Here is a 23,048-nt window from a genome sequence, read left to right as displayed (position 1 = left end):
TGGCGCGCCTTGCCAGTGGGGCTCGGGCAGCGCCAGAATGCCGCTATCTGCCCCGCCTGATTGTTAAGGAAGCCCGATGCCTGATCCTGTTGCTGCCAGCTTGCGTCTAGCGCCCGAAGCGCTGACCCGTCCGTTTTCCGCTGAACAGTTCAGCTTCACTACCACCAATGATCTGGAGCCCTTTCGCGGTGTGCTTGGCCAGGAACGTGCGGTCGAAGCCTTGCAGTTCGGTGTGGCCATGCCACGCCCCGGTTACAACGTATTCGTCATGGGCGAGCCTGGCACCGGCCGTTTCTCGTTCGTCAAACGCTACCTGAAGGCAGAAGGCAAACGCCTGCAGACCCCGGCGGACTGGGTCTACGTCAACAATTTCGATGAACCGCGCGAACCCCGCACCCTGGAGTTGCCGTCGGGCACCGCCGGTGCGTTCATCGGTGACATCAACGGCTTGATCGACAACTTGTTGTCGACTTTTCCCGCCGTGTTCGAACACCCGTCCTACCAGCAGAAGAAAAGCGCCATCGACCGCGCCTTCAACCAGCGTTACGACAAGGCGCTGGACATCATCGAGCGTCTGGCCCTGGAAAAAGACGTCGCCCTGTACCGCGACAGCAGCAACATCGCGTTCACCCCGATGCTCGAAGGCAAGGCGCTGGACGAGGCTGAATTCGCCCAGTTGCCGGAAGCCGAGCGTGAGCGTTTCCACGAAGACATTTCCGGTCTCGAAGAGCGCCTGAACGAAGAGCTCGCCAGCCTGCCGCAGTGGAAGCGTGAATCGAGCAACCAGTTGCGTCAGCTCAACGAAGAAACCATCACCCTGGCCTTGCAGCCGTTGCTTTCGCCGCTGTCGGAAAAGTACGCAGAAAACGCGGCGGTCTGCGGTTACCTGCAAGCGATGCAGGTCTACCTGTTGAAAACCGTGGTTGAGCAACTGGTGGACGACAGCAAGACTGATGCAGTGGCGCGCAAACTGCTGGAAGAGCAATACTCGCCGAGCCTGATGGTCGGGCATCCGTTCAGCGGCGGTGCGCCAGTGGTGTTCGAGCCGCATCCGACCTATGAAAACCTGTTCGGCCGCATCGAATACACCACTGATCAGGGCGCGCTCTACACCACGTATCGCCAGTTGCGTCCGGGGGCGTTGCACCGCGCCAACGGTGGGTTCCTGATCCTTGAAGCGGAAAAAATGCTCGGCGAGCCGTTCGTGTGGGATGCGCTCAAGCGCGCCCTGCAATCGCGCAAGCTGAAAATGGAATCGCCACTGGGCGAGATGGGCCGTTTCGCCACCGTGACGCTCAATCCGCAGTTCATTCCGTTGAATGTCAAAGTCATCATCATCGGTGCGCGGTCGCTGTATTACACGCTGCAGGACCTCGATCCGGACTTCCAGGAGATGTTCCGTGTCCTGGTGGACTTTGACGAAGACATCCCGATGGTCGACGAAAGCCTGGAACAATTCGCCCAGTTGCTGAAAACCCGTACTTCGGAAGAAGGCATGGCGCCGTTGACCGCCGATGCGGTGGCGCGTCTGGCGACTTACAGCGCGCGTCTGGCCGAGCACCAGGGGCGTTTGTCGGCGCGGATCGGTGATCTGTTCCAACTGGTCAGCGAGGCGGATTTCATCCGGCATCTGGCCAACGATGAAATGACTGACGCCGGCCACATCGAACGCGCCCTGAAGGCCAAGGCCACTCGCACCGGCCGGGTGTCGGCGCGGATTCTCGATGACATGCTGGCGGGGATCATCCTGATCGATACCGACGGCGCAGCGGTCGGCAAGTGCAATGGCCTGACCGTGCTCGAAGTCGGCGACTCGGCGTTCGGTGTGCCGGCGCGGATTTCCGCCACGGTGTACCCGGGCGGCAGCGGTATCGTCGACATCGAGCGCGAGGTCAACCTTGGCCAGCCGATTCACTCCAAGGGCGTGATGATCCTCACCGGGTATCTGGGCAGCCGCTACGCCCAGGAATTCCCGCTGGCGATTTCCGCGAGCATCGCGCTGGAGCAATCCTACGGCTACGTCGATGGCGACAGTGCGTCGCTGGGTGAGGCCTGCACGCTGATCTCGGCCTTGTCGAAAACTCCGCTCAAACAGTGTTTCGCAATCACCGGTTCCATCAACCAGTTCGGCGAAGTGCAGGCGGTGGGCGGGGTCAACGAGAAGATCGAAGGTTTCTTCCGCCTCTGTGAAGCGCGCGGGCTGACGGGCGAGCAAGGCGCAATCATTCCTCACGCCAACGTCGCCACGCTGATGCTCGACGAGAAAGTACTGGCCGCAGTCCGGGCCGGACAGTTCCACGTTTACGCGGTGCGTCAGGCTGACGAAGCGCTGAGCCTGCTGGTTGGCGAGCCTGCCGGTGAGCCGAACGAGGAAGGCGAATTCCCGGAAGGCAGCGTCAACGCGCGGGTCGTGGAGCGCCTGCGAGTGATTGCCGAGATGATCAGCGAAGAAGACCTGAAAGAAGCCGAGAAGGAACTGGCGCAGGAGGCGCTGGCCGAGGCCAAACCGGCTTAAACCAGGTTGCAATCAAAAAATGGGAGCCTTGTGCTCCCATTTTGTTTTGTCGCGAACGTCGGCAAAAGTGCCAGCACTCTGACGTCAATATTCACACAATGACCATTCGGCGCCTTCTGGTTCTGTGCGGCTTGCGCGGCGGACTTTTCTTCTATTCTCTGCTCAAGGACATCGACAGTATCACGGGATCGAAACAGCCCTTCAGCAAGGGCTGAACACCGGCTTTACCGAGGGTCGCCGCCATGTCGCGCAACCTCTGTCTCACCCGTCAGTGCCTGGGTCTTGTGACCCGTATCGAATGCGCCATCAAGCCGTTGGCCGGCGATAACGGCATGTGGACTTTGCTCTTCGCCGCCGGCATGGCCGGTGAGCAACCTTCCGCCATCAAGGCCCAAGGCCCATTTCACGGGCCGATCGCCGCCGAATCGATCCTCGATACCATCGTCGAAAGCCTGACGATGCATGGCTACGAACTGGCCAATGATCCGCAGATCTGGTCCCTGCACCTGCAAGCCCAGTTACGGCAGATCAACGGTGGGCGTGGGCGCAGCATCGGCGTTTTTGACCACTAGCGCCGATCATGGCGCAGCACCTTGTGTGTGGGCCTTGTCGAGTTTGACCTCAAAGCCGTATTGCACGGTGGCGAGGTCGGTTCGCTGATAGGTTTCCACGTGCGTCGGGCGACCGTAGAAATAGTGCACGCCGAACAGCGCCGGGCCTTCTGCGCTCGCGTCGTGGCTGACCGAAAGGATCTGCTTCAGGTAGTTGCCACTGTCGTCCTTGACGAAGAATCGCCATTCGTTGGCCGGGAACAGTTTGAGGTCCACCACCAGTGCGTTGTTCCTGACTTCCAGACCCTTGGGCAACGCCTTGGTCTCAAACGACTGCTTGGCCACCGTGGCCAGGAACAGCGGCATCGAACCGACGGCAATCGCCGGGGTTTCCGGGAACAGGTTCAAGTCATAGGTGATGGTCGCTTGCAGCGGATCCACCTGATATGCCTCGGCCGGCAGTTCGATCGGCTCATCGAGTTTGCCGTTGTGTTTTTCGGTGAAGAACGTCACCGGGCTTTCGCCGGGAGCCAGGTCGTCGCCGATCAATTCGTCATTGAAGGTTTTACGGTGATCGAACTCGATGCGCGCGGCGCTGGGCTCCTCCACTGACTGGCGGATATGGATGCTTTTTTTCAGCTCGTCCTCGGTCAGTGCCGCACCTTTCAGCCAGTTAGGCGCCTGGTCGTCGTAGACGGTGATCGCCAGATCCAGCGGCTGAATGGTTTTTGCCGTGGTGTGCGAATCGAACTCGCGAATCGGCAGATCCAGTGGCTTGCGGGTGACGGTCGCTTCGGAAAAGTCCAGCACGCTGACTTCGAGGGTGTCGATCGGGCCGTTGAAGTAAACCTTGTTGTAGCGGCGCGGATGCTGTTGTTCGAAGGTGCGCTGGTCGTCGTTCAGCTGCTTCTCGAGATCCTCGCTCCAGGCCTTTTGCTGTTGCAGGTGCGCCAGTTGCTTCTGGTAAAAACCGACCTGTTCCGGGCTTTCGTTGATGGCGCCGGCACGCACCAGATATTGCCCGGTCGTGTCGCGGGCCTGGACGATCAGCGGATTGAGCGGCGTGTTGGCGACTTCCAGAGCAAGCGGCAGGCTGTTGCTGAATTCGACTTCGGCGTAGTTCTTTTCCAGATTCAGCAGGGTCACGCTGAGGTTGGCGTCGGTCCGGGTCTGGCCGACGTCTTTTTTGCCCAGGTCGAAACTGTGCAGGCGTTTCGGGGCGATGACTTCCACCTGACCTTGCAGGCTCACCGGACGCGGCCGGGTTTTCTTGTCGACGTCCAGACCCTCGATGAACGGGTAGGTCACGGTCAGGTCATCGGGGTTGGTGACGTTGGAACTGGACGGGCTCAACTGAATGCCCGGATCGGTTTCCGACCATTCCGGCTGGTAGGTGATCACCCGTTTGTTGCTCAAGGTCACCGATTGCCATTCCACGCCATGGGGGAACAGGAATCCGCCGGGAATATTGAGGTTGAAGGGAAACACCGGTTGCAGGTCGGTGAGGTAATCGGAGCTGGCGTCCTTGTGCAGAACGAACAGACCGTTGATGAAGGTGTCGACCAGCGCCTGGGGCGTTGGGTAATGCTTGAGCACGCCGAGCGCGTCTTCGCCGTATTCGGTTCTGGCCGGTTTGTTGTCGAGTCGTTGCTGCGCTCGCTCCAGCAGCAGTAACGAGCCGCCGAGTTCGGTCACGGCATCCTTGAGTTTCGGGTCGGTGATGGCGTCCAGCGACTGTTCGAACTGTGCAGTCTTCTCTTCAAGGCTGAGCGGGTGTTTTTCATCAGCGGGCGAGCAGCCGCCGATCATCAAGGCGAGGCAAATTCCGGCAGTCGTTAACGGCAATCGCACATCCATTTCCAGTCGTCCTGTCCACTGTCGCTGGGCTGTCAATGGTTTGGACACTAGCAGAAAAACTTTGATACACACACGCAGGTGACGGATTTCCGGGCGGTTTCTGGCTGTCATGGGGGGCTGGTATACTCGCCGCCGATTACAACCCCCCTTGTGTGAGAGTCAATGGAACGCTTTATCGAAAATGCAATGTACGCCACGCGCTGGCTGCTGGCGCCGATCTACATCGGGCTGTCCCTCGGACTGCTGGCGCTGGCATTGAAATTCTTCCAGGAAGTGTTTCATGTCATTCCCAACGTGTTCTCCATGGCCGAGTCCGAACTGATTCTGGTGCTGCTGTCGCTGATCGACATGGCGCTGGTCGGCGGTTTGCTGGTGATGGTGATGATTTCCGGCTACGAGAACTTCGTCTCCGAACTGAACATCGACGAAGGCAAAGAGAAACTCAGCTGGCTGGGCACCATGGACTCCTCGTCGCTGAAAATGAAAGTGGCGGCATCGATCGTGGCAATTTCCTCGATCCACCTGCTGCGGATCTTCATGGACGCCAAGAACGTCGATCCCCAGCATCTGATGTGGTACGTGATCATCCACATGACCTTTGTGGTCTCGGCGTTTGCCATGGGTTACCTGGACAAGCTCACCAAGCACTGATGAGTTGTCGAAAGCTGTAACAAAACCGCCCGTCTGTTGCGAAACAGACGGGCGGTGTCGTTTGTGGCTTGTGCTTTGTAGCGCCGAGGCATATCCCTGTAAGCGTCCCGGCTCGCAACAGCGTGAGGTGCGTTCATGAACCTGCAAGAGTTGAATGCGTTTGCCATCGCCAGGAAGGTCGATGAGCTGAACCTGATCTCCATGGAGGGTGGAATCTACTTGCTCGAGGCGCGGATGCACGGCGCGGCGTACCCGTTGAGCGATCCCCAGGGCAAGATGCTGATGCTGCGTTCGGTGGAGCATGCCCGGGATGTGCTGCACAACTTTCCGGTGCTGCCGTTCAACCTGGTCCACACCTCGGTGCACGATGAAATGTGCGGTCTTGGCGCCAGCGGTGAAGAAAGCCTGAAAGTGCCGCTGGCCTGGCGTTCGGCACTGTAGGCCCGAGGGCCTGATCAATGGCGGAACATCTGTGCTAGTCTGCTCGCCCTTTTGGTTCCGGGCGCGCCTGGACGCGCTGTGTACGCACGGCAGGTCCTGAGGCCGTCCGCACAGCGGAGCAGTGTCATGTCCGAAGTAAATCTGTCCACCGACGAAACCCGCGTCAGCTACGGCATCGGCCGTCAGCTGGGTGACCAGCTGCGCGACAACCCGCCACCGGGTGTCAGCCTGGACGCCATCCTGGCCGGTCTGACCGACGCATTCGCCGGCAAGCCAAGCCGTGTGGGTCAGGAAGAGCTGTCCGCCAGCTTCAAGGTGATCCGCGAGATCATGCAAGCCGAAGCTGCTGCCAAGGCTGAAGCCGCCGCTGGCGAAGGTCGTGCGTTCCTGGCTGAAAACGCCAAGAAAGACGGCATCACCACGCTGGCTTCCGGTCTGCAATTCGAAGTGCTGACTCAGGGTGAAGGCGCCAAGCCATCCCGTGAAGACACCGTGCGTACTCACTACCACGGCACGCTGATCGACGGCACTGTGTTCGACAGCTCCTACGAGCGTGGCCAGCCTGCAGAATTCCCGGTTGGCGGCGTGATCGCTGGCTGGACCGAAGCCCTGCAACTGATGAATGCCGGCAGCAAATGGCGTCTGTACGTGCCGAGCGAGCTGGCTTACGGCGCTCAAGGCGTTGGCAGCATTCCGCCGCACAGCGTTCTGGTGTTCGACGTCGAGCTGCTCGACGTTCTGTAATCCCGTTACCCTGCACAAGCCTGGCTTGTGCAGGGTTTCTCCGCCGTTCTCATACTTCGATCTTGTGATGCAGCTCACTGGTCGGGCGCAACGCCCGGGCATAGCAGAACAGGAACAGATTGCGCACCAGCTCCTTGAGCACCAACGGTTCGCTGGAACTCAGACCGCTGACGTCCAGATCCCCTTGATCCTGCAACTCGTGCAGAGCTTCTTCTTCCAGCACCGCGCAGACTTCACCGGTTTCCCGATGCAGGATCCTCAGGTACGGGTGCGGGCGATCCAGCCAGGCGTCGATCAAATAAGTCATGGTTCTCATCTCCATTGCAGGGTTTCAATGAGAATAATTCTTATTCGTCAAATAGCAAGCGCCTATTGGCGGATCGTGATTTTTTATGGGTAAAGATTGCGTAAGGTCAAAATGGCTGGCGTTTGGCTATTGTGTGGTTTTGCTGGGGATAGCGGGGGAGGGCGAAGCTCCATCCCACGACGGGCGCGGGATGGAGGGCAGCAGGATCAGACTTTTCTGACGAACTCGGATTTGAGTTTCATCGGGCCGATGCCGTCGATCTTGCAGTCAATGTCGTGATCGCCGTCGCACAGACGGATGTTTTTGACCTTGGTGCCGACCTTGACCACCAGCGAGGTGCCCTTGACCTTCAGGTCCTTGATCACGGTGATGGTGTCGCCGTCCTGCAGGATGTTGCCGACCGAATCTTTCTTCACGGCATCATCGGACGCCACTTCGGCTTCGCCGCCGGCAGACCACTCGTGGGCGCACTCCGGGCACACCAGTTGGGTGCCGTCTTCGTAGGTGTATTCGGAATTGCATTTCGGGCAGGGTGGCAACGTGCTCACTAAGGCTCCTTGGAGAGGGGGTCGTTAAAAGTCGTACATTGTATAAGGTTTTAACCGCAGATGGCAGGCAACAAAAAACCGCAGGCTCCGACGGAGGCTGCGGTTTTTTTATTGCGCGGCGTTGATCAGTGCGTGCGGGCGACCGCGAACTCGCTCAGTTCAACCAGTGCATCGCGGTATTCGCTGGCCGGCAGCGCGTCGAGGCACTTGATCGCACGGGCCACGTAATCGCGGGCCAGTTGTGCGGTGTATTCCAGCGAACCGGACGCTTCCACGGCGATGCGGATGCTTTCCAAGTCTTCGATCCCACCTTTCTGGATCGCCTGGCGTACCAGTGCGGCTTGCTCTGGCGTGCCTTCGCGCATGGTGTAGATCAGCGGCAGGGTCGGCTTGCCTTCGGCCAGATCGTCACCGACGTTCTTGCCCAGGGTTTCGGCGTCGCCCTTGTAGTCGAGCAGGTCGTCGACCAATTGGAACGCCACGCCCAGGTGATCACCGAAGGTGCGCAGGGCTTCGCTCTGCTCGGCGGTGGCACCGGCCAGCGCCGCGGCGCTGTGGGTCGAGGCTTCGAAGAGCATCGCGGTTTTGCCGCGGATGACTTCCATGTAGGTTTCTTCGGTGGTGCTGGCATCGCGAACCTTGGACAGCTGCAGCACTTCGCCTTCGGCGATGATGCGCGTGGCCTGGGACAGGATCTTCATCACCGGCATCGAGCCCAGTTCGACCATCATTTCGAACGAGCGCGAGTACAGGAAGTCGCCAACCAGCACGCTCGGGGCATTGCCCCACATGGCGTTGGCGGTCGAACGGCCACGGCGCATGCCGGACATGTCGACCACGTCGTCATGCAGCAGGGTGGCGGTGTGCAGGAATTCGATGGTGGCGGCCAGCAGACGCATGTCGTCGCCTTCGCGACCCAGGGCCTTGCCACACAGCAGCACCAATAAAGGACGCAGGCGTTTACCGCCGGCCGACGTGATGTAATCGCCGATTTTCGATACCAGCGGCACTCGGGAAGTCAGCTGCTTCTTGATGATGCCGTCGACGGCGCTAAAATCGTCCGCCACCGCGCGGTAGAAAGCTTGGGGTTGCATCAGCGACAGGTGCTCCAGAAGGGTTGCGCGGCATGCTAGGACCCACGTCCGGGCCTGTCAAGGCGCGATGGACGGCCCCTTGCATGACTTCGAAGGCTTGCGTACAATCGCGCACCCTGAACTTCCTGGGCAGCACCTGCCTTACGCAATTGCACTTGGGCCGTTCCAGCCCCATGCAGCCATGCCAGCCAATACCTCTTCTTATAAAGAGCTGGGTGAGCAGGATTATCGGAGAAATACCATGTACGCAGTAATCGTTACCGGCGGTAAGCAATACAAGGTCGCTGAAGGTGAATACCTGAAGATCGAAAAACTGGAAGTCGCTACTGGCGAATCCGTGACTTTTGACCGCGTTCTGTTGGTCGCCAATGGCGACGACGTGAATATCGGCGCACCTGTTGTTGCTGGCGCAACCGTCAAGGCTGAAGTGATCTCCCAAGGTCGTCACGATAAAGTCCGCATCATCAAGTTCCGTCGCCGTAAGCACCACATGAAGCGTATGGGCCACCGCCAGTGGTTCACCGAGATCAAAATCACCGGTATTCAGGCTTAATACAGCCTAATTCCTCACTAGGAGAATTGAACTCATGGCACACAAAAAAGCTGGTGGTAGTACCCGTAACGGTCGCGACTCAGAAGCCAAACGCCTTGGCGTGAAGATGTATGGCGGCCAGGTCATCAAGGCCGGCAACATCATCGTGCGTCAGCGCGGCACCCAATTCCACGCTGGCTACGGCGTTGGCATGGGTAAAGATCACACCCTCTTCGCGAAAATCGAAGGCGTGATCAAGTTTGAAGTAAAAGGCGCCTTCGGTCGTCGTTACGTGAGCGTTGTCGCAGCCTAACTGCGAGAGTGCTGGAGAAGCCCTGTCTTGCGACGGGGCTTTTTCGTTTGTGGGGTGAGTCTCTTGCAAAGCTGTTTGTATGGGCTGCCAGCGTGCGATGCAGGTCGTGGTTTGGGGTCGCTGCGCTCATTTTTGCAAGAGTCTTATGTCTTGATTGTTTTTCGGCTCGTCCGTACGGCGAGAGGCGTTGGTTATGAAGTTTGTTGATGAAGTATCGATCCGCGTAAAGGCTGGCGACGGCGGCAATGGTTGCATGAGTTTCCGTCGGGAAAAATTCATTGAAAATGGTGGCCCGAACGGTGGTGACGGTGGCGACGGCGGTTCCATCTTCATGATGGCCGACGAAAACCTCAACACCCTGGTGGATTACCGTTACACCCGTCACTTCGAGGCTGAGCGCGGTTCCAACGGCGGCAGCACCGACTGCACCGGCAAGAAGGGCGAAGACCTGATCCTGCGCGTGCCGGTTGGTACCACGATCATCGACTCGGCTACCCAGGAAGTCATTGGTGACCTGACCAAGTCCGGTCAGAAGCTGATGGTGGTGCAGGGTGGTTGGCATGGTCTGGGCAACACCCGTTTCAAATCCAGTACCAACCGTGCGCCGCGTCAGACGACGCCGGGCAAGCCGGGCGAGCAGCGCGACCTGAAACTGGAAATGAAAGTTCTGGCTGACGTCGGTCTGCTGGGACTGCCGAACGCCGGTAAAAGTACCTTTATCCGTTCCGTTTCGGCCGCCAAGCCGAAAGTCGCCGATTACCCGTTCACTACCCTGGTGCCAAACCTGGGTGTGGTCAGTGTCGACCGCTGGAAAAGCTTCGTCATTGCCGACATTCCGGGGCTGATCGAAGGTGCTTCCGACGGCGCTGGTCTCGGTATCCGTTTCCTCAAGCACCTGGCGCGTACCCGCCTGCTGCTGCATCTCGTGGACATGGCGCCGCTGGATGAAAGCAGTGCGCCGGATGCCGCTGAAGTGATTGTCAACGAGCTGATCAAGTTCAGCCCGTCGCTGGCTGAGCGTGATCGCTGGCTGGTGTTGAACAAGTGCGACCAGATCCTCGAAGAGGAGCACGAAGAGCGCGTCAAGGAAATCGTTGAGCGTCTGCAGTGGGAAGGTCCGGTCTACGTGATCTCGGCCATCGCCAAAGAAGGCACTGAGCGCCTGACGCGCGACATCATGCGTTATCTGGAAGATCGCGCCGATCGCCTGGCCAATGACCCGGCCTACAAGGAAGAGCTGGCCGACCTCGATCAGCGCATCGAAGACGAAGCTCGTGCCCAGTTGCAGGCGCTGGATGACAAGCGTGCCCTGCGTCGCAGCGGCGTGAAGTCGGTCCATGACATTGGCGACGATGACTGGGACGAAGAAGATGTGGATGACGAAGACGGTCCGGAAATCATTTACGTGCGTGACTGATTCGTTGAAGTAAACTTAAGCGCCGCTCAATCGAGCGGCGTTTTGGTATCTGGAAATCGATTGTTGGTCACGAGTAACCACGAATAACGTCACGGGCAGCGCTGGGTCGCGCTGTCCTCAAGCTAAGGTTGAAGATGATGCGGAGCAAGGTGACAGGTGCGCAGCGTTGGGTCGTGAAGATCGGCAGCGCTTTGCTGACAGCGGATGGCAAGGGTCTTGATCGCAAGGCGATGGGCGTCTGGGTCGAGCAGATGGTGGCTTTGCATGAGGCTGGCGTCGAGTTGGTGCTGGTGTCCTCCGGGGCGGTGGCAGCCGGCATGAGCCGTTTGGGCTGGACCGCACGACCCAGTGCGATGCACGAGCTCCAGGCCGCTGCGGCAATCGGTCAGATGGGCTTGGTGCAGGCCTGGGAGTCGAGCTTTGCCGAGCATGGCCGGCACACGGCACAGATTCTCCTGACCCACGACGACCTGTCTGATCGCAAGCGCTACCTGAACGCCCGCAGTACGTTGCGTGCGCTGGTCGAGCTGAAAGTCATCCCGGTAATCAACGAGAACGACACTGTGGTCACCGACGAAATCCGTTTCGGCGACAACGACACGCTCGCGGCGCTGGTGGCCAACCTGGTCGAGGCTGATCTGTTGGTGATTCTGACGGATCGCGACGGCATGTTCGACGCTGATCCGCGCAACAATCCTGATGCGCAACTGATTTACGAGGCGCGCGCCGATGACCCGAGCCTGGATGCGGTGGCGGGCGGTACTGGCGGTGCGTTGGGGCGTGGCGGCATGCAGACCAAATTGCGTGCGGCGCGCCTGGCGGCGCGTTCCGGTGCGCACACCATTATTGTTGGTGGGCGTCTGGAGCGAGTGCTCGATCGTCTGAAGGCGGGCGAGCGCATCGGTACGCTGCTGTCACCCGAGCGCGGCATGCTGGCGGCGCGCAAGCAGTGGCTGGCCGGTCATCTGCAAACCCGTGGCACGCTGGTGCTGGATGATGGTGCGGTTTCTGCGTTGTCCCAAGGCAACAAAAGTTTGCTGCCCGTTGGTGTCAAGTTGGTGCAGGGCAGTTTTCGTCGCGGCGAAATGGTGGTTTGTGTGGCGCCGGACGGTCGTGAAATCGCCCGTGGTCTGGCTAACTACAGCGCATTGGAAGCACAAAAAATCATCGGTCAGTCGTCGGATGCGATTGTCGGTTTGCTGGGTTACATGGCTGAGCCGGAACTGGTTCACCGTGACAACCTGATTCTGGTTTGAGGAAAGCGCAATGCGCATGGCAAAAGGATTGTTGGGCCTGTTGATGGCGTTGCCATTGCTGGCCTCGGCCGAGGAAATCGGCCAGGTATCGACGGTGTTCAAGTTTGTCGGGCCGAATGACCGGATCGTGGTCGAGGCGTTTGATGATCCGAAGGTCGAGGGTGTGACCTGCTATCTGTCGCGCGCCAAAACGGGTGGCGTGAAGGGTGGCTTGGGTCTGGCCGAGGATCGTGCCGAGGCGTCCATTGCCTGCCGTCAGGTCGGTCCGATCAACTTCAAGGGTGAGTTGAAGGATGGTGAAGAGGTGTTCAAGGAGCGCACTTCGCTGGTATTCAAGACCATGCAGGTGGTGCGTTTTCTCGACAAGAAGCGCAACACCCTGGTGTATCTGGTCTACAGCGATCGCCTGATCGAGGGCAGTCCACAGAATGCGGTGACAGCGATTCCGATTCTGCCGTGGGCGCCAGTTCATTGATTTGGACGTAAATAAAAAGAGGAGTCGGTTGGCTCCTCTTTTTTTTCGTCGTTTTTGGCAAATCGCAGACAATAAAAAACCGACCCTGAGGTCGGTTTTTTAATGACTACGTCGCTTAGGCAGCTTCTTTCAGTGCCTTGACGTGGCCATTCAGACGGCTCTTATGACGAGCAGCCTTGTTCTTGTGGATGATGCCTTTATCGGCCATGCGGTCGATAACTGGCACAGCCAGAACGTATGCAGCTTGAGCTTTTTCAGCGTCTTTTGCGTCGATGGCTTTAACTACATTCTTGATGTAGGTACGAACCATGGAACGCAGGCTGGCGTTGTGGCTGCGACGCTTCTCAGCCTGTTTTGCACGTTTTTTGGCGGAAGGTGAGTTGGCCACCGTCGAGCTCCTCGAAAGACTTTTTAGGAAATAGCAAACAAAATAGGCCGCGAATCATGCCGATGAAGAGATGTCTTGTCAAGGGCGCTTGAAACGTTCCGCTAAGTGGTAGGTATAAAGAGGCGGGATATTTATTTCCGGCGCTTGACCTGTAAACTCGCGAGCTTTGGCTCTGTGCTGTTGCGGCGCGGAGTATCGCACAAGTAGGCGCATTGTTCGCCTGCTGTTTATCGACAGGCACAAATTCCTTCAATGAATCTGCTCAAATCGTTGGCCGCCGTCAGCTCTATCACGATGCTTTCCCGGATTCTCGGGTTTGTCCGCGACACGCTCATTGCGCGCACATTCGGCGCCGGAATGGCGACCGACGCCTTCTTCATCGCCTTCAAACTGCCCAATCTGTTGCGGCGAATCTTTGCCGAGGGTGCATTTTCACAGGCATTCGTGCCGATTCTTGCTGAATACAAAAGTCAGAAGGGCGAGGAGGCGACCCGTACCTTCATTGCTTATGTGACGGGGCTTCTGACCCTGGTCCTGGCGCTGGTCACCGCGCTGGGCATGATTGCCGCGCCCTGGGTGATCTGGGCCACGGCTCCCGGTTTTACCGATACGCCGGAAAAATTCCAGCTGACCTCCGATCTGCTGCGGGTGACCTTCCCCTATATATTGCTGATCTCCCTGTCGTCCCTGGCCGGTGCGATTCTCAATACCTGGAACCGTTTCTCGGTGCCGGCGTTCGTGCCGACTCTGCTCAACATCAGCATGATCGTGTTTTCGCTGTTCCTGACGCCGTACTTCGATCCGCCGGTCATGGCCCTTGGCTGGGCGGTGCTGGTCGGTGGTCTGGCGCAGTTGCTCTATCAACTGCCGCATCTGAAAAAGATCGGCATGCTGGTGCTGCCGCGACTGAATCTGCGCGACAGCGGCGTCTGGCGGGTCATGAAGCAGATGTTGCCGGCGATCATCGGCGTCTCGGTCAGCCAGATTTCCCTGATCATCAACACCATCTTCGCCTCGTTTCTGGTGGCCGGCTCGGTGTCGTGGATGTACTACGCCGACCGTCTGATGGAGCTGCCATCCGGCGTGCTGGGTGTGGCGCTGGGCACGATTCTGCTGCCGACATTGGCCAAAACCTACGCCAGCAAGGACCGTCACGAGTACTCGCGGATTCTCGACTGGGGCCTGCGCCTGTGCTTCGTGCTGGTGCTGCCGTGTGCGCTGGCGCTGGGGATTCTGGCCGAGCCGTTGACCGTTTCGCTGTTCCAGTACGGCCAGTTCAGCGGTTTTGACGCAGCCATGACTCAGCGGGCGTTGATTGCCTATTCTGTCGGTCTGCTCGGGATTATCGTCATCAAGGTGTTGGCCCCAGGCTTTTATGCGCAACAGAACATCCGTACGCCGGTGAAAATCGCAATCTTCACTCTGGTGGTCACGCAGTTGTTCAACCTGGTGTTGATCGGGCCACTGGCCCATGCCGGTCTTGCACTGGCAATCAGTGCCGGTGCGTGCCTGAACGCCGGCCTGTTGTTCTATCAACTGCGCAAACAGCAGATGTATCAACCGCAGCCAGGCTGGTTGAAGTTCAGTTTGAAGTTGTTGCTCGCCGTGGCGGTGATGTCGGCGGTGCTATTGATCGGCATGCATTTCATGCCGGCGTGGGATCAGGGCCACATGCTGGAGCGCTTCCTGCGTCTGGGCGCGTTGGTGGTCGCCGGCGTAGTGGCGTATTTCGGCATGTTGCTGCTGCTCGGTTTCCGCCTGCGTGACTTCAATCGCAAGGCGTTGAGCTGAGGTTTCACCCTTGAAAGCCGGGCGCGGGCCGGCAGTTTTGTCGGCTCGTTCACTTTGGGTTACGGTGTTGCCTGTCGTCGGCCGTCGGGTGTGGTTATAATCGGCCACTTTATGAGCAAGAAGCGCGTTATGCAGCTGGTTCGAGGCCTTCACAACTTGCGCCCCCAGCATCGGGGCTGCGTCGCCACTATTGGCAACTTTGACGGTGTTCACCGTGGTCACCAGGCCATCCTGGCTCGACTGCGTGAGCGTGCGCTCGAGTTGGGCGTACCCAGCTGCGTGGTGATTTTCGAGCCGCAGCCACGGGAATTCTTTGCTCCGGAGACCGCGCCTGCGCGTCTGGCCCGGTTGCGCGACAAGCTGCAACTGCTGGCCGCTGAAGGTGTCGACCGGGTCTTGTGCCTGGCCTTCAACCAGCGCTTGAGCAAACTCAGCGCCAGTGAATTCGTCGATACGATTCTGGTGGATGGCCTGGGTGTGCAGCATCTGGAGGTCGGCGACGATTTCCGCTTCGGTTGCGACCGCCTCGGCGATTTCGATTTTCTGCTGCAGGCCGGGCAGGTTCACGGTTTTACCGTGGAAGCCGCGCAAACCGTCGAGCTGGACGGCATTCGTGTCAGCAGCACCCAGGTGCGCAACGCGTTGGCCGCCACCGATTTTGCCCTGGCTGAACGCTTGCTTGGCCGCCCGTACCGGATAGCCGGTCGCGTGCTGCATGGCCAGAAACTGGCCCGCCAGCTGGGTACGCCCACGGCGAACATACAACTCAAGCGCCGTCGCGTGCCGTTTACCGGTGTTTATCTGGTCGACGTCGACATCGACGGCAAGACCTGGCCCGGCGTCGCCAATATCGGCGTGCGGCCCACGGTGCAAGGTGATGGCAAGGCCCACCTTGAAGTACATCTTTTGGATTTTGCCGGCGATCTGTATGACCGGCGTTTGACGGTGGTTTTCCACCAGAAGCTGCGTGAAGAGCAGCGTTTCGCCTCCCTGGAGGCATTGAAAACGGCGATCAGCGCGGATGTCGCCGCCGCCCGTGCACTAGCCGCACCTAGCGCCCATCGCTAATGAAGAGCCTTAAATGACCGACTATAAAGCCACGCTAAACCTTCCGGACACCGCCTTCCCAATGAAGGCCGGCCTGCCACAGCGCGAACCGCAGATCCTGCAGCGCTGGGACAGTATTGGCCTGTACGGAAAGTTGCGCGAGATTGGCAAGGATCGTCCGAAGTTCGTCCTGCACGACGGCCCTCCGTACGCCAACGGTACGATCCACATCGGTCACGCACTGAACAAGATTCTCAAGGACATGATCATCCGCTCGAAGACCCTGTCGGGCTTCGACGCGCCGTATGTTCCAGGTTGGGACTGCCACGGCCTGCCGATCGAGCACAAGGTTGAAGTGACCCACGGCAAGAACCTGGGCGCGGACAAGACCCGCGAACTGTGCCGTGCCTACGCCACCGAGCAGATCGAAGGGCAGAAGACCGAATTCATCCGTCTCGGCGTGCTGGGCGACTTCGCCAACCCGTACAAGACCATGGACTTCAAGAACGAGGCCGGTGAAATCCGTGCCCTCGCCGAAATCGTCAAGGGCGGTTTCGTGTTCAAGGGCCTGAAGCCTGTGAACTGGTGCTTCGACTGCGGTTCGGCCCTGGCCGAAGCGGAAGTCGAGTACGAGAACAAGAAGTCTTCGACCATCGACGTCGCGTTCCCGATCGCTGACGAAGCCAAACTGGCTGCCGCGTTCGGTCTGGCATCGCTGGGCAAACCTGCCTCGATCGTGATCTGGACCACCACCCCGTGGACCATCCCGGCCAACCAGGCGCTGAACGTTCACCCGGAATTCAACTACGCGCTGGTCGATATCGGCGACAAACTGCTGGTGCTGGCCGAAGAACTGGTCGAGTCCTGCCTGACCCGTTACGGCGTCGAAGGCACTGTATTGGCGACCGCTCCGGGTTCGGCGCTGGAACTGATCAATTTCCGTCACCCGTTCTACGACCGTCTGTCGCCAGTGTATCTGGCCGACTACGTGGAACTGGGCGCCGGCACCGGCGTGGTTCACTCCGCCCCGGCCTACGGTGTGGACGACTTCGTGACCTGCAAGAAATACGGCATGGTCAACGACGACATCCTCAACCCGGTACAGAGCAACGGCGTTTACGTGCCATCGCTGGAGTTCTTCGGCGGCCAGTTCATCTGGAAGGCCAACCCGGCCATCGTCGACAAACTGACCGAAGTCGGTGCGCTGCTGCACACCACCGTCATCGAACACAGCTACATGCACTGCTGGCGCCACAAGACCCCGCTGATCTACCGCGCCACCGCCCAGTGGTTCATCGGCATGGACAAGGAGCCGGTGTCCGGCGACACCCTGCGCCAGCGCTCGCTCAAAGCCATCGAAGACACCAAATTCGTTCCGGCCTGGGGTCAGGCGCGTCTGCACTCGATGATCGCCAACCGTCCGGACTGGTGCATCTCCCGTCAGCGCAACTGGGGCGTGCCGATCCCGTTTTTCCTGAACAAGGAAAGCGGCGAGCTGCACCCACGCACCGTCGAGCTGATGGAAGAAGTTGCCAAGCGCGTCGAAGTCGAAGGCATCGAGGCCTGGTTCAAGCTCGACGCCGCCGATCTGCTGGGCGATGAAGCGCCGCAGTACGACAAGATCAGCGACACCCTCGACGTCTGGTTCGACTCGGGCACCACGCACTGGCACGTCCTGCGCGGTTCGCACCCGATGGGCCACGAGACCGGCCCGCGCGCCGACCTGTACCTGGAAGGTTCCGACCAGCACCGTGGCTGGTTCCACTCGTCCCTGCTGACCGGTTGCGCCATCGACAACCACGCGCCGTACCGCGAACTGCTGACCCACGGTTTCACCGTGGACGAGTCCGGCCGCAAGATGTCCAAGTCCCTGGGCAACGTGATCGCGCCGCAGAAAGTCAACGACACCCTGGGCGCCGACATCATGCGTCTGTGGGTCGCTTCGACCGACTATTCCGGCGAAATGGCCGTGTCCGAGCAGATCCTGCAACGCAGTGCGGATGCCTATCGTCGTATCCGTAACACCGCGCGCTTCCTGCTTTCCAACCTGACCGGTTTCAACCCGGCCACCGACCTGCTGCCGGCCGAAGACATGCTGGCACTGGATCGCTGGGCGGTGGATCGCACCCTGCTGCTGCAACGTGAGCTGCAAGAGCACTACGGCGAATACCGTTTCTGGAACGTCTACTCGAAGATCCACAACTTCTGCGTGCAGGAGCTGGGTGGTTTCTACCTCGACATCATCAAGGACCGCCAGTACACCACCGGCGCCGACAGCAAGGCCCGTCGTTCGTGCCAGACTGCGCTGTTCCACATCTCCGAAGCGCTGGTGCGCTGGATCGCGCCGATCCTGGCCTTCACCGCCGACGAGCTGTGGCAATACCTGCCGGGCGAGCGCAACGAATCGGTGATGCTCAACACCTGGTACGAAGGCCTGACCGAGTTGCCGGAAGGCTTCGAACTGGGTCGCGAGTACTGGGATCGCATCATGGACGTGAAGGTGGCGGTCAACAAAGAAATGGAAATCCAGCGCGCGGCCAAGGCCGTCGGTGGCAACCTGCAAGCCGAAGTGACGCTGTACGCCGAAGACGCCCTGAGCGCCGATCTGGCCAAGCTGAGCAACGAGCTGCGCTTTGTACTGATCACCTCGACCGCCAGTGTTGCGCCGTTCGTGCAGGCTCCGGCCGAAGCTGTGGCCACCGAAGTCAGCGGCCTGAAGCTGAAGATCGTCAAATCCGCCTTCCCGAAATGCGCCCGTTGCTGGCACTGCCGTGAAGACGTCGGCGTGAACCCGGAGCATCCGGAAATCTGCGGCCGTTGCGTGGACAACATCGATGGCGCCGGCGAGGTTCGTCACTATGCCTAATGCCGTTGGCCGTTTCGGACGGCTGAGCTGGCTCTGGTTGAGCTTGCTGGTTCTGGTCATCGACCAGGCCAGCAAGTTCTACTTTGAAGGCAAGCTCGAGATGTACCAGCAGATCGTGATCATTCCCGATTACTTCAGCTGGACCCTGGCCTACAACACCGGTGCGGCATTCAGCTTCCTGGCTGACAGTTCCGGCTGGCAGCGCTGGCTGTTCGCCCTGATCGCGGTGGTGGTCAGTGCGGTGCTGGTAGTCTGGCTCAAGCGCCTGGGCCGCAATGAAACCTGGCTGGCCATCGCGCTGGCGCTGGTGCTGGGCGGCGCGCTGGGCAATCTGTATGACCGCATTGCCCTCGGCCATGTGATCGACTTCATTCTGGTGCACTGGCAGAACCGCTGGTACTTCCCGGCGTTCAACTTTGCCGACAGCGCCATCACCGTTGGCGCGGTGATGCTGGCACTGGACATGTTCAAAAGTAAAAAAACCGGAGAAACCGTTCATGACTGAACAGGTATTGGCTGAGCAACGCATCGGCCAGAACACGGAAGTCACCTTGCACTTTGCATTGCGCCTGGAGAACGGCGACACGGTCGACAGCACTTTCGACAAGGCCCCGGCGACCTTCAAGGTCGGCGACGGCAACCTGCTGCCGGGTTTCGAGGCGGCGCTGTTCGGCTTCAAGGCGGGTGACAAGCGCACCCTGATCATTGAACCGGAAAACGCATTCGGCCAGCCGAACCCGCAGAACGTGCAAGTCATTCCACGTTCACAGTTTGCGGACATGGAGCTGTCGCCAGGTTTGCTGGTGATCTTCAACGATGCGGCAAATACTGAGCTGCCGGGTGTGGTGAAAGAGTTCGATGACGCGCAAGTGACCGTCGACTTCAACCACCCGCTGGCCGGCAAGACGCTGACCTTTGACGTGGAAATCTTCTCCGTCAAAGCGTTGTAAACGCTGTTCTGCAGGGGCTGGACCGGCCCCTGCATTGATCTGAATTTTCGCGCGCAAGACACGAGGCACAGCATGCAAATCAAACTCGCCAACCCCCGTGGCTTCTGCGCCGGCGTGGACCGGGCGATCGAAATCGTCAACCGCGCCCTGGAAGTCTTCGGGCCGCCAATCTATGTGCGTCATGAAGTGGTGCACAACAAGTTTGTCGTCGAGGACCTGCGCAGTCGTGGCGCGATCTTCGTCGAAGAGCTGGATCAGGTGCCGGACGACGTCATCGTGATCTTCAGTGCCCATGGCGTCTCGCAAGCCGTGCGTACCGAAGCCGCCGGCCGTGGCCTGAAAGTGTTCGACGCCACCTGCCCGCTGGTGACCAAGGTGCACATCGAGGTCGCCAAATACAGCCGCGACGGCCGCGAATGCATCCTGATCGGCCACGCCGGTCACCCGGAAGTCGAAGGCACCATGGGCCAGTACGACGCCAGCAATGGCGGTGCGATCTACCTCGTCGAAGACGAGAAAGATGTCGCCGAACTGCAGGTGCACAACCCTGAAAAACTGGCCTTCGTCACCCAGACTACGCTGTCGATGGACGACACCAGCCGGGTCATCGACGCCTTGCGCACGCGTTTTCCTGCCATCGGTGGCCCACGCAAGGACGACATCTGCTACGCCACGCAGAACCGTCAGGACGCGGTCAAGCAACTGGCCGATGAGTGTGACGTGGTGCTGGTGGTCGGCAGCCCGAACAGCTCCAACTCCAACCGCCTGCGTGAGCTGGCCGAACGCATGGCCACGCCGGCGTACCTGATCGACGGTGCCGAAGACCTGCAAAAGAGCTGGTTCGATGGCGTCGAGCGTATCGGCATCACCGCTGGGGCTTCCGCGCCGGAAGTGCTGGTGCGCGGCGTGATCCAGCAATTGCAGGCCTGGGGCGCCACCGGTGCCGACGAGTTGGCCGGGCGTGAAGAGAACATCACCTTCTCGATGCCTAAAGAGCTGCGCGTGCGCTCGATCTGACCGCTTTATCCTTTCGACAGAGCGCCTGTTCAGCCTTTTCGCTGGCCAGGCGCACGCGACCGGTCGCCGCCAGTACCAATTGAAGCTGGCTGACCGGTTCGCGGGTCGAACAGATATGTAGTTTCCCTGCCTGAAACGCCCGCCCGGGCATCAGCGGTTGCCCCAGACTGCTGAACCGTATGTACCGACTGACGAACCAGTTACCGACAATCGGGATTCGACCATCACTGGCATGCTCGACCAGCAGTGGGTTGTTGCTGTCCTCCGCTCCTTTGCCACTGACGTCCAGAATGATCCGCCAACCCTGGCTCCAGTCTCCGTCGATGCCATGAATCACTACGCTCTGATTACGTGTGATGGCCTGGCTGCGGGCATTGCGGATTCCGCTGATCAGCGATTCTGCGACCTGTTGCCGGTGGTTCGACTCCGCCAGCGTGGAGAGCGCCGGACTGACCAGTGACAGAACAATTGCGCCGATCGCCAGTCCCATGAGCAGTTCGACCAGGCTGAATCCCTGTTGCGGCATGAGCATTTCCTCCTTGAAGCAGGGTGTCCGATGCGATCCGTGCGCCGGGCAGGGCAAATCAACCGACGCAAGCCGGCCGAATGTTCTAGGTTTACAGGGCAGGTATAGCCGACGGCAACGGAGGGCATCGATGGATCATCGTACAAAAGGTTTCACGCTGATCGAGCTGCTGGTGGCGGTCGCATTGGTTGTGATCCTGATCACGATGGCTGTCCCGGCGTTTACCCGATCGATCCAGGGCAGCAAGGCCGACACCGAAGTCGGCGACCTGCAGCGGGCACTCAACTATGCGCGACTGGAAGCCATCGATCGCGGGACCACCATCCGGTTGCGGCCGACGGCCGGGGGCGGCGTCTGGACCGGCGAATTGTCGGTCTACGACAGTACTGGCACTTCGGCCAATGTATTGCGGGTTGTTCCAGCGATGAGCAGTGGTGCGACTCTGACGCTAACCTCAGGAGTGACCGCACTGGATTTCAACAATCTGGGTGGCCTGGCAGCACCGTCCACGGCGGTGGTGTTCAGTTACACGCTGGGAACGCAAAGCAGGACGCTGAACGTGTGTCTGAACGGACGAATTCAATCGGGTGGAAGCTGCGGATGAGGGCAGGGAGCACAGTTGCACAGGAAGGCATGTCGCTGATCGAAGTTCTGGTCGCATTGCTGATTCTGACGGTCGGGTTGCTGGGGGCCGCGGCGGTTCAGCTCAATGCGCTGAAATACACCGACAGTTCGCGCATGACCAGTCAGGCGAGCTTCATCGCCTACGACATGATGGACCGCATCCGCGCCAACTCTGGCGCCGACTACACCGTCACGCCGCCGACCTCGGGCAACCTGAGCGTTACGCGGGATCAGGACCTCTACGACTTCACCACCAACATCGTCAATTTCGGCGGTCCGAGCGCCACCGGCAGCATTACCCTCAACCAGCGGGTGTACACCATCACCATCAACTGGAGCGACTCACGGGCCGCCAACACCGCGAGCGCCCCGCGCAGCTTTGTCCTGACCAGCCGGGTCGCGGTCGATCCAGTGGCTACGCCATGAAGCGGCATAACCAGGGTTTCGGCCTGATCGAAATGCTCATCGCTTTGGCGCTGGGGCTGATCATCGTGCTGGGCGTCGTACAAACCTTTATTGCGGCGAAGAACACTTACGTTAGTCAGAACACCTCTGCTGCCATGCAGGAAGATGCGCGGTTCGTGTTGAGCAAGATGATTCAGGAATTGCGCATGGTCGGGATGTTCGGCTGCCTCGGGACCATTACCGACGCCAGCACCGGCGGCGATTTCAATGCTGCGCAGATCACGCCGATCAGTTGGGACAACACCAATCTCAAACTGACATTGGTCACCGCCGACATCGGTGCTGCGGGCGGGACGCCGACCTGGACCGTGGTGTCCGACTGCCGCAACAGTTCAACGGCTTATACGGGCGTGCGAGCACCGGCGACAGGGCAAGTCGCGTTTCCGATCCGTCGTCTGGTCTACAGCTTCAGCAACAACCAGATCCTGATGGGTACTGGGAGCGGTACGCCGACTCAGCAGGTGCTGGTGAGCAACGTCAGTGCGTTCACCGTCCTGTTTGGCCTGGCCGGCACCGCGACCGATGTGGCCGCCTCGACCTACAGCAGCAACCCCGGCGATCCTGCGCGCATCCGCAGCGTACGCCTGAGTCTGACCCTCACCGATCCGAACAATCGGGTCGCCAATCAAACCTTCAACGTGGTTGCCGCGCTGCGCAACCGCTTGCAGTGAGG

At 59.7% G+C, this 23,048-nt stretch carries 25 protein-coding genes; 19 read left to right on the top strand and 6 right to left on the bottom strand.

Annotation, left to right across the window (positions count from 1 at the left end; translation table 11 throughout):
* The first annotated feature begins 76 nt into the window (after positions 1-76).
* Both NH234_RS25735 and NH234_RS25730 read left to right on the top strand, forming a co-directional pair.
* On the top strand, positions 77-2,515 hold the full coding sequence (locus tag NH234_RS25735) for a Lon protease family protein (protein ID WP_085732861.1): 2,439 nt from the start codon (positions 77-79) through the stop codon (positions 2,513-2,515).
* 242 nt (positions 2,516-2,757) lie between these two features.
* Positions 2,758-3,087 (top strand): hypothetical protein, encoded by a 330-nt coding sequence (locus NH234_RS25730; protein WP_085732860.1) that lies wholly within the window; start codon positions 2,758-2,760, stop codon positions 3,085-3,087.
* Positions 3,088-3,093: 6 nt separating this feature from the next.
* On the opposite strand, the gene NH234_RS25725 is transcribed toward NH234_RS25730, so the two are convergent.
* Positions 3,094-4,923, bottom strand: a complete 1,830-nt coding sequence (locus NH234_RS25725; RefSeq protein ID WP_367254693.1) for a hypothetical protein — start codon at positions 4,921-4,923, stop codon at positions 3,094-3,096.
* Between the two features lie 162 nt (positions 4,924-5,085).
* On the opposite strand from NH234_RS25725, the gene NH234_RS25720 reads away from it, so the two are divergent.
* The 3 genes from NH234_RS25720 to NH234_RS25710 all read left to right on the top strand — a co-directional run bounded on the left by NH234_RS25720 (position 5,086) and on the right by NH234_RS25710 (position 6,759).
* Complete coding sequence (locus NH234_RS25720) at positions 5,086-5,574, top strand: TIGR00645 family protein (protein ID WP_065257512.1); 489 nt, start codon at positions 5,086-5,088, stop codon at positions 5,572-5,574.
* A 135-nt stretch (positions 5,575-5,709) separates the two neighbouring features.
* Positions 5,710-6,015 carry a DUF6482 family protein gene (locus NH234_RS25715; RefSeq protein ID WP_085732858.1) on the top strand — a complete coding sequence of 102 codons (306 nt, stop codon included), beginning with the start codon at positions 5,710-5,712 and terminating at the stop codon, positions 6,013-6,015.
* Between the two features lie 126 nt (positions 6,016-6,141).
* A complete protein-coding gene (locus NH234_RS25710) occupies positions 6,142-6,759 on the top strand; it encodes an FKBP-type peptidyl-prolyl cis-trans isomerase (RefSeq protein ID WP_085689724.1) in 618 nt (205 codons plus the stop codon).
* Between the two features lie 49 nt (positions 6,760-6,808).
* Here NH234_RS25710 and NH234_RS25705 read toward each other — a convergent pair whose 3' ends face one another.
* From NH234_RS25705 to NH234_RS25695, 3 genes are all read right to left on the bottom strand, one after another.
* Positions 6,809-7,066 carry a hypothetical protein gene (locus tag NH234_RS25705; protein ID WP_039771721.1) on the bottom strand — a complete coding sequence of 86 codons (258 nt, stop codon included), beginning with the start codon at positions 7,064-7,066 and terminating at the stop codon, positions 6,809-6,811.
* Positions 7,067-7,272: 206 nt separating this feature from the next.
* Positions 7,273-7,614 carry a zinc ribbon domain-containing protein YjdM gene (locus tag NH234_RS25700; RefSeq protein WP_134828160.1) on the bottom strand — a complete coding sequence of 114 codons (342 nt, stop codon included), beginning with the start codon at positions 7,612-7,614 and terminating at the stop codon, positions 7,273-7,275.
* A gap of 125 nt (positions 7,615-7,739) precedes the next feature.
* Positions 7,740-8,708, bottom strand: coding sequence for a polyprenyl synthetase family protein (locus tag NH234_RS25695; protein WP_007950962.1), 969 nt, complete (start codon positions 8,706-8,708; stop codon positions 7,740-7,742).
* A gap of 241 nt (positions 8,709-8,949) precedes the next feature.
* On the opposite strand from NH234_RS25695, the gene rplU reads away from it, so the two are divergent.
* From rplU to NH234_RS25670, 5 genes are all read left to right on the top strand, one after another.
* A complete protein-coding gene (rplU, locus tag NH234_RS25690) occupies positions 8,950-9,261 on the top strand; it encodes a 50S ribosomal protein L21 (protein WP_003228361.1) in 312 nt (103 codons plus the stop codon).
* 34 nt (positions 9,262-9,295) lie between these two features.
* Positions 9,296-9,553 (top strand): 50S ribosomal protein L27, encoded by a 258-nt coding sequence (gene rpmA / locus NH234_RS25685; protein WP_003228360.1) that lies wholly within the window; start codon positions 9,296-9,298, stop codon positions 9,551-9,553.
* A 193-nt stretch (positions 9,554-9,746) separates the two neighbouring features.
* Positions 9,747-10,970 (top strand): Obg family GTPase CgtA, encoded by a 1,224-nt coding sequence (cgtA, locus tag NH234_RS25680; RefSeq protein ID WP_367254689.1) that lies wholly within the window; start codon positions 9,747-9,749, stop codon positions 10,968-10,970.
* 137 nt (positions 10,971-11,107) lie between these two features.
* Positions 11,108-12,226 (top strand): glutamate 5-kinase, encoded by a 1,119-nt coding sequence (proB, locus tag NH234_RS25675; RefSeq protein ID WP_085732856.1) that lies wholly within the window; start codon positions 11,108-11,110, stop codon positions 12,224-12,226.
* A 10-nt stretch (positions 12,227-12,236) separates the two neighbouring features.
* Positions 12,237-12,701 (top strand): CreA family protein, encoded by a 465-nt coding sequence (locus NH234_RS25670; RefSeq protein ID WP_085712193.1) that lies wholly within the window; start codon positions 12,237-12,239, stop codon positions 12,699-12,701.
* A 115-nt stretch (positions 12,702-12,816) separates the two neighbouring features.
* On the opposite strand, the gene rpsT is transcribed toward NH234_RS25670, so the two are convergent.
* On the bottom strand, positions 12,817-13,089 hold the full coding sequence (rpsT, locus tag NH234_RS25665; protein WP_003228351.1) for a 30S ribosomal protein S20: 273 nt from the start codon (positions 13,087-13,089) through the stop codon (positions 12,817-12,819).
* A gap of 252 nt (positions 13,090-13,341) precedes the next feature.
* Between rpsT and murJ the strand changes: the two genes are divergently transcribed.
* The 6 genes from murJ to ispH all read left to right on the top strand — a co-directional run bounded on the left by murJ (position 13,342) and on the right by ispH (position 20,760).
* Positions 13,342-14,880 carry a murein biosynthesis integral membrane protein MurJ gene (gene murJ / locus NH234_RS25660; RefSeq protein ID WP_085732855.1) on the top strand — a complete coding sequence of 513 codons (1,539 nt, stop codon included), beginning with the start codon at positions 13,342-13,344 and terminating at the stop codon, positions 14,878-14,880.
* 129 nt (positions 14,881-15,009) lie between these two features.
* Positions 15,010-15,948, top strand: a complete 939-nt coding sequence (gene ribF, locus NH234_RS25655) for a bifunctional riboflavin kinase/FAD synthetase (RefSeq protein WP_367254686.1) — start codon at positions 15,010-15,012, stop codon at positions 15,946-15,948.
* 13 nt (positions 15,949-15,961) lie between these two features.
* Positions 15,962-18,793 (top strand): isoleucine--tRNA ligase, encoded by a 2,832-nt coding sequence (ileS, locus tag NH234_RS25650; protein ID WP_085732854.1) that lies wholly within the window; start codon positions 15,962-15,964, stop codon positions 18,791-18,793.
* Complete coding sequence (gene lspA / locus NH234_RS25645) at positions 18,786-19,298, top strand: signal peptidase II (protein WP_085732853.1); 513 nt, start codon at positions 18,786-18,788, stop codon at positions 19,296-19,298. The genes ileS and lspA overlap by 8 nt, the downstream gene beginning before the upstream one ends.
* Positions 19,299-19,305: 7 nt before the next feature.
* The gene (fkpB, locus tag NH234_RS25640; RefSeq protein WP_170929641.1) at positions 19,306-19,743 is read left to right on the top strand and encodes an FKBP-type peptidyl-prolyl cis-trans isomerase; all 438 of its coding nucleotides are present in this window, start codon (positions 19,306-19,308) and stop codon (positions 19,741-19,743) included.
* Positions 19,744-19,815: 72 nt separating this feature from the next.
* The gene (ispH, locus tag NH234_RS25635; RefSeq protein WP_038361699.1) at positions 19,816-20,760 is read left to right on the top strand and encodes a 4-hydroxy-3-methylbut-2-enyl diphosphate reductase; all 945 of its coding nucleotides are present in this window, start codon (positions 19,816-19,818) and stop codon (positions 20,758-20,760) included.
* Here ispH and NH234_RS25630 read toward each other — a convergent pair.
* Positions 20,732-21,286 (bottom strand): GspH/FimT family protein, encoded by a 555-nt coding sequence (locus NH234_RS25630; RefSeq protein ID WP_085732851.1) that lies wholly within the window; start codon positions 21,284-21,286, stop codon positions 20,732-20,734. The two genes, ispH and NH234_RS25630, sit on opposite strands and share 29 nt — an antisense overlap.
* A gap of 130 nt (positions 21,287-21,416) precedes the next feature.
* Between NH234_RS25630 and NH234_RS25625 the strand changes: the two genes are divergently transcribed.
* The 3 genes from NH234_RS25625 to NH234_RS25615 are packed head-to-tail and all read left to right on the top strand — an operon-like array spanning position 21,417 to position 23,046.
* On the top strand, positions 21,417-21,890 hold the full coding sequence (locus tag NH234_RS25625) for a GspH/FimT family pseudopilin (RefSeq protein WP_085732850.1): 474 nt from the start codon (positions 21,417-21,419) through the stop codon (positions 21,888-21,890).
* Positions 21,887-22,336 (top strand): type IV pilus modification protein PilV, encoded by a 450-nt coding sequence (gene pilV / locus NH234_RS25620; protein WP_085732849.1) that lies wholly within the window; start codon positions 21,887-21,889, stop codon positions 22,334-22,336. Before NH234_RS25625 ends, pilV begins: the two co-directional genes overlap by 4 nt.
* Positions 22,333-23,046 carry a PilW family protein gene (locus NH234_RS25615; protein ID WP_085732848.1) on the top strand — a complete coding sequence of 238 codons (714 nt, stop codon included), beginning with the start codon at positions 22,333-22,335 and terminating at the stop codon, positions 23,044-23,046. Before pilV ends, NH234_RS25615 begins: the two co-directional genes overlap by 4 nt.
* Positions 23,047-23,048: the final 2 nt, after the last annotated feature.

The sequence above is a fragment of the Pseudomonas sp. stari2 genome (assembly GCF_040760005.1).
Classification (GTDB): Bacteria; Pseudomonadota; Gammaproteobacteria; order Pseudomonadales; family Pseudomonadaceae; genus Aquipseudomonas.
The sequence above is the reverse complement of the archived record's forward strand: the minus strand, read 5'-3'. Positions and strand labels throughout refer to the sequence as shown.

Excerpts from the sequence above, each read along its gene's own strand:
- NH234_RS25735 (WP_085732861.1), top strand. The coding sequence starts at position 77 with ATGCCTGATCCTGTTGCTGCCAGCTTGCGTCTAGCGCCCGAAGCGCTG.
- NH234_RS25730 (WP_085732860.1), top strand. The coding sequence starts at position 2,758 with ATGTCGCGCAACCTCTGTCTCACCCGTCAGTGCCTGGGTCTTGTGACC.
- NH234_RS25725 (WP_367254693.1), bottom strand. The coding sequence starts at position 4,923 with ATGGATGTGCGATTGCCGTTAACGACTGCCGGAATTTGCCTCGCCTTG.
- NH234_RS25720 (WP_065257512.1), top strand. The coding sequence starts at position 5,086 with ATGGAACGCTTTATCGAAAATGCAATGTACGCCACGCGCTGGCTGCTG.
- NH234_RS25715 (WP_085732858.1), top strand. The coding sequence starts at position 5,710 with ATGAACCTGCAAGAGTTGAATGCGTTTGCCATCGCCAGGAAGGTCGAT.
- NH234_RS25710 (WP_085689724.1), top strand. The coding sequence starts at position 6,142 with ATGTCCGAAGTAAATCTGTCCACCGACGAAACCCGCGTCAGCTACGGC.
- NH234_RS25705 (WP_039771721.1), bottom strand. The coding sequence starts at position 7,066 with ATGACTTATTTGATCGACGCCTGGCTGGATCGCCCGCACCCGTACCTG.
- NH234_RS25695 (WP_007950962.1), bottom strand. The coding sequence starts at position 8,708 with ATGCAACCCCAAGCTTTCTACCGCGCGGTGGCGGACGATTTTAGCGCC.
- rplU (WP_003228361.1), top strand. The coding sequence starts at position 8,950 with ATGTACGCAGTAATCGTTACCGGCGGTAAGCAATACAAGGTCGCTGAA.
- rpmA (WP_003228360.1), top strand. The coding sequence starts at position 9,296 with ATGGCACACAAAAAAGCTGGTGGTAGTACCCGTAACGGTCGCGACTCA.
- cgtA (WP_367254689.1), top strand. The coding sequence starts at position 9,747 with ATGAAGTTTGTTGATGAAGTATCGATCCGCGTAAAGGCTGGCGACGGC.
- proB (WP_085732856.1), top strand. The coding sequence starts at position 11,108 with ATGCGGAGCAAGGTGACAGGTGCGCAGCGTTGGGTCGTGAAGATCGGC.
- NH234_RS25670 (WP_085712193.1), top strand. The coding sequence starts at position 12,237 with ATGCGCATGGCAAAAGGATTGTTGGGCCTGTTGATGGCGTTGCCATTG.
- murJ (WP_085732855.1), top strand. The coding sequence starts at position 13,342 with ATGAATCTGCTCAAATCGTTGGCCGCCGTCAGCTCTATCACGATGCTT.
- ribF (WP_367254686.1), top strand. The coding sequence starts at position 15,010 with ATGCAGCTGGTTCGAGGCCTTCACAACTTGCGCCCCCAGCATCGGGGC.
- ileS (WP_085732854.1), top strand. The coding sequence starts at position 15,962 with ATGACCGACTATAAAGCCACGCTAAACCTTCCGGACACCGCCTTCCCA.
- lspA (WP_085732853.1), top strand. The coding sequence starts at position 18,786 with ATGCCTAATGCCGTTGGCCGTTTCGGACGGCTGAGCTGGCTCTGGTTG.
- ispH (WP_038361699.1), top strand. The coding sequence starts at position 19,816 with ATGCAAATCAAACTCGCCAACCCCCGTGGCTTCTGCGCCGGCGTGGAC.
- NH234_RS25630 (WP_085732851.1), bottom strand. The coding sequence starts at position 21,286 with ATGCCGCAACAGGGATTCAGCCTGGTCGAACTGCTCATGGGACTGGCG.
- NH234_RS25625 (WP_085732850.1), top strand. The coding sequence starts at position 21,417 with ATGGATCATCGTACAAAAGGTTTCACGCTGATCGAGCTGCTGGTGGCG.
- pilV (WP_085732849.1), top strand. The coding sequence starts at position 21,887 with ATGAGGGCAGGGAGCACAGTTGCACAGGAAGGCATGTCGCTGATCGAA.
- NH234_RS25615 (WP_085732848.1), top strand. The coding sequence starts at position 22,333 with ATGAAGCGGCATAACCAGGGTTTCGGCCTGATCGAAATGCTCATCGCT.